This window comes from Niastella populi (assembly GCF_002078015.1).
Lineage (GTDB): Bacteria > Bacteroidota > Bacteroidia > Chitinophagales > Chitinophagaceae > Niastella > Niastella populi.
Window position 1 is genome coordinate 1 of sequence record NZ_LWBP01000093.1, and the last position, 1,463, is coordinate 1,463.

Genomic DNA, 1,463 nt, shown 5'->3' on the forward strand with positions numbered 1-1,463 from the left:
CTCTACTTTGTCAAATTTAGTTCTTTGAATATTTTAGGGACGAAACGCACGCCGGAAGCGGCATAGGCATAAATTTGCAGTCAGAAAAAGCAAACACCCCACGAGTAGAAACTCACGGGGTGTAATAAAAAAAACTTATGGGACGAAAATAAAAAATTTCCGGCTCATAGAGAGCCGGTTATTGGATTTTCTGTTCCAGTTTGAATATTTGTTTTTGACTCTCACCCGCAATGTTTCTGCTAATGCGCTTATTTATCTAAAAGGTTTGCTTTTGTGCCGCCGTCGTAATTGTCAGGTAATGGCCGAAGAGCTACAGGAGTCCAACGGACAGCGTCTTCATCATTTCATAACGGCTTCTAAATGGTGTTACCAGCAGGTAATGGATGTGGTCACGTTAAGGTTTTGGCAAAAGCTGCAAAACCTTGGCCTGGCAGACGATGCCTGCCTGATCATTGACGAAGCTGGCAATCCTAAAAAGGGGAAGAAATCAGCCGGAGTAAAACGTCAATATTGTGGTCAGGTAGGCAAGATCGACAATTGCCAGGTTGGTGTGTTCGGCGCCTTATGTGGTGGTTCGCTGACAACGCTGGTTCAGGCATCATTGTTTGGAATAGAAGAAAAAATAAGCAAGATAGACCAGGCAGCTGCCATTATTGCACATGTAATAAAAGGATTACAGGTAAGAGTCCGTTGGGTATGTTTTGATGCCTTCTATGGTCGGGATGCCTCACTACTGGCTGATTTGATAAAGAATGGGATAGAGTTCATTGCAGATGTACAGGATAACCTGCAGGTGTGGCTGGAGCCTTTTCAAATGCGGGTATCCATACGTAAACCAGGTGCACGTGGCCGCAAAAGTAAACAAGCCAAACCCAATAGGTCATCTCTATCCATAAAAAATTATGCAGCATCGTTATCAATAAGAGACTGGAAATTTATTACGGTTCGTCATCAGAGTGGCGGCAAGAAATTACAAGCCTGGTTCCACTCAAGGGAAGTATATATACTGAACCCACTGACTAACAGAAGGCAATTGGTAACCTTATTGATAAGGGAAGATAAAGACGGTACAATAAAATACAGTTTTTGCCATTGTCCGGGATCATCACTCAAAGAGTTGGCCTATCGCCAATGTAAAAGGTATTTTGTTGAAAAAGCATTCCGGGAAGCTAAAAAGGAATTAGGCCTCAATCAATACCAGACCAGGAGTGCTGAAAGCTGGCATAAACATATGGCCATGATCATGTTGGCGCAACTATTCTTAAATGAAGAAAAAATACAACTGTATGAACAGGAAAAATTATGGACGACAACACAGGATGTCATTCAGTCTCTTAAATCTGTGCTTCAGTTTGTAAAAAGAAGTATTGAAGATTTTCTGGATTACATCCTTGCCAAACAGCCTCCTGACAAGCGTTTGGTAAAAAGATCCCTGTATTTACGAATTTGACAAAATAGAATTA

At 41.6% G+C, this 1,463-nt stretch carries 1 protein-coding gene; it reads left to right on the top strand.

Annotated features, from left to right (window positions below):
* Positions 1-214: 214 nt before the first annotated feature.
* The gene (locus A4R26_RS09995) at positions 215-1,450 is read left to right on the top strand and encodes an IS701 family transposase (RefSeq protein ID WP_165760217.1); all 1,236 of its coding nucleotides are present in this window, start codon (positions 215-217) and stop codon (positions 1,448-1,450) included.
* The last annotated feature ends 13 nt before the right edge of the window (positions 1,451-1,463 follow it).